This window comes from Streptomyces sp. SID486, from assembly GCF_009865385.1.
In the GTDB taxonomy this organism is placed as follows: Bacteria; Actinomycetota; Actinomycetes; order Streptomycetales; family Streptomycetaceae; genus Streptomyces.
Genome location: NZ_WWJT01000262.1, coordinates 21,063 through 28,064 on the forward strand (window position 1 = coordinate 21,063; position 7,002 = coordinate 28,064).

4 protein-coding genes are annotated in these 7,002 nt (G+C 74.1%); 3 read left to right on the forward strand and 1 reads right to left on the reverse strand.

The window, feature by feature from the left end; translation table 11 throughout:
- Positions 1-97: 97 nt before the first annotated feature.
- On the reverse strand, positions 98-1,318 hold the full coding sequence (locus GT045_RS13020) for an ROK family protein (protein WP_202527931.1): 1,221 nt from the start codon (positions 1,316-1,318) through the stop codon (positions 98-100).
- A gap of 284 nt (positions 1,319-1,602) precedes the next feature.
- Here GT045_RS13020 and GT045_RS13025 point away from each other — a divergent pair, with 284 nt between their 5' ends.
- The 3 genes from GT045_RS13025 to GT045_RS13035 all read left to right on the forward strand — a co-directional run bounded on the left by GT045_RS13025 (position 1,603) and on the right by GT045_RS13035 (position 6,977).
- Positions 1,603-3,123: a hypothetical protein gene (locus GT045_RS13025; protein ID WP_161334264.1), complete on the forward strand. Its 1,521-nt coding sequence runs from the start codon at positions 1,603-1,605 to the stop codon at positions 3,121-3,123.
- Positions 3,120-5,057 (forward strand): glycogen debranching N-terminal domain-containing protein, encoded by a 1,938-nt coding sequence (locus tag GT045_RS13030; protein ID WP_161292000.1) that lies wholly within the window; start codon positions 3,120-3,122, stop codon positions 5,055-5,057. The genes GT045_RS13025 and GT045_RS13030 overlap by 4 nt, the downstream gene beginning before the upstream one ends.
- A 351-nt stretch (positions 5,058-5,408) precedes the next feature.
- A complete protein-coding gene (locus GT045_RS13035; protein WP_161334266.1) occupies positions 5,409-6,977 on the forward strand; it encodes a CDP-alcohol phosphatidyltransferase in 1,569 nt (522 codons plus the stop codon).
- Positions 6,978-7,002 lie beyond the last annotated feature (25 nt).

The window sequence follows — 7,002 nt, forward strand, 5'->3', positions numbered from 1 at the left end:
CTGAGCGCATCCCTTATCAAGGGTGGCGAGAATCACGCTGCCACAGCACGCCGGATTTCACCATGCGGACCGCCCGGACGTGCCGGGAAGGCCCCCGTCACACCCCCATCGCCGCGAGCCTCTCCTCCGCCCGCTCCGGCGCGTACAGGTGCTCCACCACCAGCGCTCCGGCGCCGATCAGCCCGGCCCGCTCCCCGAGCCGGGAGGTGACCACGTCCAGGTGGGCCGTGGAGCGGGGCAGCGCCCGCTGGTAGAGCAGCTCACGCACGCCGGTCAGGAAGGGTGTTCCGGCCAGATCTCCGGCGATCATCAGCACACCCGGATTGAGCAGCGTCACGACCGTCGCCAGCACGTCCCCGACCCGGCGCCCGGCCTCCCGGGCGAGCGCGGCGGCCTCCGGGTGCCCGGCGGCCAGCAGGTCCCGCACGTCCGAGCCGGAGGCGGCCGGCACCCCGGACGCGGCCAGCCGCCGGGCCACGGCACCGCCGCTGGCGACCGCCGCGAGACAGCCGTACGAGCCGCAGCGGCAGAGGGCGTCGGCGCCGACCCGGATGTGCCCGAGGTCGCCCGCGCCGCCGTCGACGCCCCGGTAGATCGAGCCGTCCACGACGACCCCGGCACCGATGCCGGTGGAGACCTTCACCAGCACGAAGGCCGTGCAGTCGGGATGTCCGGTGCGCTGCTCCCCGTAGGCCATGAGGTTGGCGTCGTTGTCGACCAGCACCGGCAGCCCCGGGGCGCCACCGTGCTCGGCGAAGGCACGGGACAGCCGGCCGCGTATGTCGTAGCCGTCCCAGCCGGGCATGATCGGCGGCTGGACCACCCGGCCGCTCGCGCGGTCCACCGGGCCCGGCACCGCGAGTCCGATCCCGCAGACCTCCGAGGCCCGGTGCCCGGCCTTGGCCAGCAGCTCGGCGAACCGGTGGCCCAGTTCGCCGAGGACCTCCTCCGGGCCGTCCTCGACCACCAGCGTGCCGGCGTGCTCGGCGAGGATCTCGCCGGTCAGCGAGAGCACGGCGGTGCGGGCGTGCCGGGTGTCCAGGTCGGCGGCGAGGACCACCGCGTGGGAGTCGTCGAACTCCAGGGTGATGGACGGGCGTCCGCCGAGCGGTGAGCCGACCGCGCCGCCGGCTCCCTCGCGCAGCCAGCCCGCCCGGAACAGCCGGTCCAGGCGCTGGCCCACGGTGGCCCGGGACAGCCCGGTCGCCTGCTGGAGCGCTCCGCGCGTCACGGCCCGGCCGTTACGCACGAGTTCGAGCAGGTCACCGGCGCCCGCCTGGGCTCCACCCCGGCCGGTCCTGCCCTGACGCCCGGTCATGCGCACCCCTTCCTGCCCTGACACCCGGTCGTGCGCACCTCCGTCGTTCCCTGACACCCGGTCATGCGCACCCCCTCCGTGCCCTGACGTCCGGCCATGCGCACCCTCTTCGTGCGCTGACGTCCGGCCATGCGCACCCTCTTCGCGCCCTGACGTCCGGTCATGCGCACCCCCTTGTGCTTCCCAAGTCCGCATTACATAGTGGGTTTTGCGTGTTAAATAGACGTAACCCTACGGTGGCCGCAGCCGGACCCGGCCGGCCGGACGTCTTCGGGGAGCCCCGAGTGGACCGCACCGCCCAGCTCACTGCCCGTGCCACAGCCTTCGAGACCGCGTGCGATCCACCGGCCACGCCTGCGCCCCCGCACGTCAGGGCCGCCCGGGTCCTGGAGGCGAACTGGACGGGCCGTTCGACGGTGCCCTCCCGGAACCTGTATCCGCACCAGTGGTCCTGGGACTCCGCGTTCGTCGCCATCGGGCTGCGGCACGTCTCACCGCTGCGGGCCCAGACCGAGCTGGAGACGCTGTTCACGGCCCAGTGGGCCGACGGACGCGTCCCGCACATCGTCTTCAACCCCTCCGTACCGCTCGACGCGTACTTCCCGAGCCCCGACTTCTGGCGCTCCTCCACCGCCGGACGCACCGCGGGCGCCCCGCGCACCGTACAGACCTCCGGCATCGTGCAGCCACCGGTGCACGCACTGGCGGTCTGGCTGGTGCACCGCACCGACCCCGCCCTGTCCCGTACCCGCGGGTTCCTGGCCCGGATGTACCCGCGGCTGGCCGCCTGGCACCGGTATCTGCTGCACCGGCGGAACCTGGGCGGCGCCGGACTGGCCTGCGTGGTCCACCCCTGGGAGCAGGGCATGGACAACAGCCCCTGCTGGGACGCCCCGCTGGCCCGGGTCACCCCGGCCCCGGCCCGCTCCTTCCACCGCGCCGACCTCGACCACGGCGCGCCCGGCGACCGGCCGACGGATCTGGACTACGGGCGGTACGTGCGGCTGGCCGCCGACTACCGGGACGGTGGGTACCGGGACGGCGGACACCGTCACGGCGGACACCGTCACGGCGGACACGGCGACGGCGGGGGCGGGGGCGGGTTCGCCGTGGAGGACCCGGCGTTCAACGCCCTGCTCATCGCCTCCGAACTGGCCCTCGCGCGGATCGCCGAGGAACTCGGCGCGTCCGGCGCCGCCCGGCGGGCCCGCGCCGGGCGGCTGACGGAGGCTCTGGTGGCGCGGCTGTGGGACGGGCGGGCCGGCCTGTTCCGGCCCCGGGACCTGCCCGGCGGCGACACCCTCGTACCCGGGCGCGGTGTCTCCGGACTGATCCCGCTGCTCCTGCCCGGGCTCCCCCGGGACATCGCCGCCGCCCTCGTCCGCACCGTCCACGGGCCGCACTTCTCGCTCGGCGGCCGTACCCGGCTGGTACCGAGCTACGACCTCCTCGGGGAGGCGTTCGACCCGCACCGGTACTGGCGCGGCCCGGCCTGGTTCAACACGAACTGGCTGCTGGAGCGCGGGCTGCGCACGCACGGCGAGAAGGCCGCGGCCGACGCCCTGCGCGCGGCGGTGCTGCACCTGGCCGGCACCACCGGCTTCGCCGAGTACGTCGACCCGTACACCGGTGAGGCCCGCGGCGCGTCCGGCTTCAGCTGGACGGCGGCACTCGCGCTCGACCTTCACCACCGGGGGTCCGCCCCACACGAGCGTCAAAAGCTGGACAAGAGCCCACAAAACGACGTGTCCGCCTCGGGCGCCGGCACGTTCGGCACAAGGGACAGAGGAGGGGACCTGGGATGACGGACCGGCATCATCTGCTCGTGCACGGCGCCACCTTCGCCGCCGTGGGCGACCGTGGTGACATCAGCGGGGTGCGCGGCGGCAGCTCCCCGGACGGGCTGTTCGTGCGGGACGCCCGGCACCTCAGCCGCTGGCAGCTCACGGTCGACGGCGCGGTGCCCGAGGTGCTCGCCCCGGTGGCGGACGAGGACGTGGCCCGGTGCGTGCTCGTCCCGCGCGGCGGCCGCCAGGAGCCGCCCGCCCACACCCTCTTCCGGGAGCAGGCCGTCGGGGACAGCTCCTTCGTGGAGTCCGTGCGGGTGACCAGCAACCGCCCGGTGCCCACCACCGTCCGGCTCGCGCTCACCGTCGACGCCGACTTCACCGACCAGTTCGAGCTGCGCTCCGACCACCGCACCTACGTCAAGGCCGGCGCCGTGCGCTCGCGTCACGTCCTCAGCGACGGCATCGAGTTCGACTACCGGCGCGCCGAGTGGCGGTCCTGTACGACGATCACGGCCGAACCGGCCCCCGACGCCGTGGAGGAGACGGGCACCGGCGCCCGCCGCCTGGTGTGGACCCTCGATCTCGCACCGCACGGCACGACCGAGCTGCTGCTGCGGGTGATCGCCCGCCCGCACGGGGAGAGGCGCGCCCTGCGCGTGCCCCGGGACCCCGCCGCGGTGCGCCGGCAACTCGGCTCGGCACAGGACGCGTTCGTGGAGGGCGTGGCCTTCCCGGCCGGCTGGCCGGAGCTGGCCTCGGCCTGTGCCCGGGGCCTCGCCGACCTGGCCGCGCTCCAGGTCCCGGCCACCGGACCCGACGGCGAGGAACTGCACGTGCCGGCGGCCGGCGCCCCCTGGTACCTCACCCTGCTGGGCCGCGACGCTCTCCTCACCTCCCTCTTCGCCCTGCCCTACCGCCCCGGGCCGGCCGCCGCCACCCTCCTCGCCCTGGCCGCCACCCAGGCGACCGGCACCGGCACGTCCCCGGTCGCCCAGCCCGGCAAGATCGTGCACGAGGTACGGCACGGGGAGCTGGCGCACTTCGGCCAGGTGCCCTTCCGCCGCTACTACGGCTCGGTCGACGCCACCCCGCTGTTCCTGATCCTGCTCGGCGCGTACGTCGAACGGACCGGGGACACCGCACTGGCCCGCCGCCTGGAGCCGCACGCCCGCGCCGCCGTGGGCTGGATGCTGGACCACGGCGGGCTGACCTCGCGCGGCTACCTCGTCTACCGCGCCGACGCGGGCGGCCTCGCCAACCAGAACTGGAAGGACTCCCCCGGCGCGATCTGCTGCGCCGACGGCACCCGGCCCACCGGCGCGGTGATGGCGGCGGGCGCCCAGGGGTACGCGTACGACGCGCTGCGCCGCACGGCGGCCCTGGCACGCGCGGTGTGGGCCGACGGGACGTACGCCGGGCTGCTGGAGCAGGCCGCGGCCGACCTCCGCGACCGTTTCCAGCGGGACTTCTGGATGCCGGAGCGGTGCTTCCCGGCGCTGGCCCTGGACGGGCAGGGCCGCCGGATCGACGCGCTGGCCTCCGACGCCGGGCATCTGTTGTGGTCGGGGCTGCTGGACAAGGAGTACGGCGAGGTGGTGGGCCGGCGGCTGCTGGAGCCGGACTTCTTCTCCGGCTGGGGGGTGCGCACGGTGGCCTCCGGCCAGCCCGCCTACCATCCGCTGTCCTACCACCGCGGTTCCGTCTGGCCGCACGACAACGCGCTCATCACGCTGGGACTGGCGCGGTACGGACTGCACGACGAGGCACGGACGGTGGCCAACGCCCTGGTCGACGCGGCGACGGTGACCGGGCACAGACTGCCGGAGGTACTGGCGGGGTACGGGCGGGACACCCACGCCGAGCCGGTGCCCTATCCGCACGCGTGCGGCCGGGAGGCCCGCTCCGCGGCGGCACCGCTGGCCCTGCTGACGGCCGTGGGGGGTGTCTAGCCGCGCGGACCTGGCACGCGGCCGGCCCTGTTGACCAGGTGTTTGCCCGGGCGGGGTGAACAGTGGCCCGCGGGGAGCCGTACGGGAGGGCGGTCGACGGGCTGCGTAGGGAAGGACTCCGGGTTGTCTCAGGACATGAGCACACGCCAGCCGGCAACAGAGGAAGCGGAACCCGGGGAGGCTTCCGGCCCCCCGCCCGCCGGGCCCGCCTTCCGGCGCCCGCCCTGGGCCCGGTGGTCCACGTGGGCGGCGTGGGGCCGGCGCTGGCGGGAGCAGCATCCCCGCGGTGCCCGGAACCTGTCCGTCACCCTCACCGTGCTCGCCGCCGCGCTCGTCGTCGCCGCGCTGGTGATGCCCGACTCCCTCGTCCGGCTGGAGCCCCGCGCCTTCCTGCGGCTGCCGGCGGAAGCCGTCGTGGGGGCCGCCGTGCTGCTCGCGCTGCCGCGCCGGCCCCGGGTGGCGGTGGCCGCGGTGTCCGGGGTCCTGCTCGGGGTCACGACCGTGCTGAAGGCGCTCGACATGGGCTTCGGCCAGTACCTCGGCCGCAGGTTCGACGTCATCCTCGACTGGAGCCTGTTCGGCGACGCGGAGTCGTATCTGGAGGACTCCCTCGGCCGCACCACCACCCTGGCCGCCGTGGCCGGGGTGATCGCCCTGGTCCTGCTGCTCCTCGTGCTGCTGGCACTGTCCGTGGTCCGGCTGAGCGGCCTCCTCGCCAGGCACCCCGGCACCGCGACCCGGGGCACCCTGGTCGCCGGGGTCGTCTGGATCACCTGCTCCTCCCTCGGCATCCAGGTGGCGGGCGTGCCGCTCGCCGCCGACGGGACGGCGACGGCGCTGCAGGACCAGGCCCGCCGGATCTCGGACACCCTCCACGACGAGGCGGAGTTCCGGAAGGTGGCCCGGGTCGACGCCTTCGGCGGCACCCCGGGCAGCCAGCTGGTGCCCGCGCTGCGCGGCAAGGACATGATCTTCACGTTCATCGAGAGCTACGGCCGGAGCGCGATCGAGGACCCGGTCATGGCGCCGGGTGTGGACCGGACCCTGGACGTGCGGACCAAGGCCCTGGCCAGGGCCGGGTTCCACGCCAAGAGCGGCTGGCTGACGTCGGCGACCTACGGCGGCAGCAGCTGGCTCGGTCACTCCACGACCATGTCCGGTCTGTGGGTCAGCAACCAGCAGCGCTACCGCACCGTCATGGCGAGCGACCACATGAGCCTGACGGACGCCTTCAGGAAGACCGGCGCGTTCGACACGGTCGGGGTGATGCCGGGGGTGCAGAAGGGCTGGCCGGAGCAGAAGTGGTACGGCCTGGACAAGGTCTACAACGCCTTCGAACTCGGCTACCGCGGGCCCAAGTTCAGCTGGTCGACGATGCCGGACCAGTACGCGCTCCAGCAGTACCAGGAGCGGGTGCACAGCAAGCGGCCGGCCGCCGGCAGGTCGCGGATGTCGCTGCTCATCCTGACCTCAAGCCACCAGCCGTGGGCGCCCATCCCGAAGATGGTCGACTGGGACCGGCTCGGTGACGGCTCGGTCTTCAAGGGCATCGAGGCGGCGGGTGACAAGCCGGAGGACGTCATCGCCGACACCACCCGGTCCCGGGAGGAGTACGGCAAGTCGGTCCAGTACTCGGTGACCGCGCTGACCGAGTGGCTGGAGCGTTACGGCTCCAAGGACACCGTGCTGGTGTTCCTCGGCGACCACCAGCCGATCGCCCGGGTCAGCGGCAACCACGCCAGCCGTGACGTGCCGGTGTCAGTGGTCGCCAAGGACCCGAAGGTGCTGGACAGGATCGCCGACTGGGGCTGGACGGACGGCCTGCGCCCCGCCCATGACGCACCGGTGTGGAAGATGAGCGCCTTCCGGGACAAATTCCTGACGGCATACGGCTCCACCCCCCACCCCAGAACCGACTGACCCCCCGACACCACCCGCCCCGCCG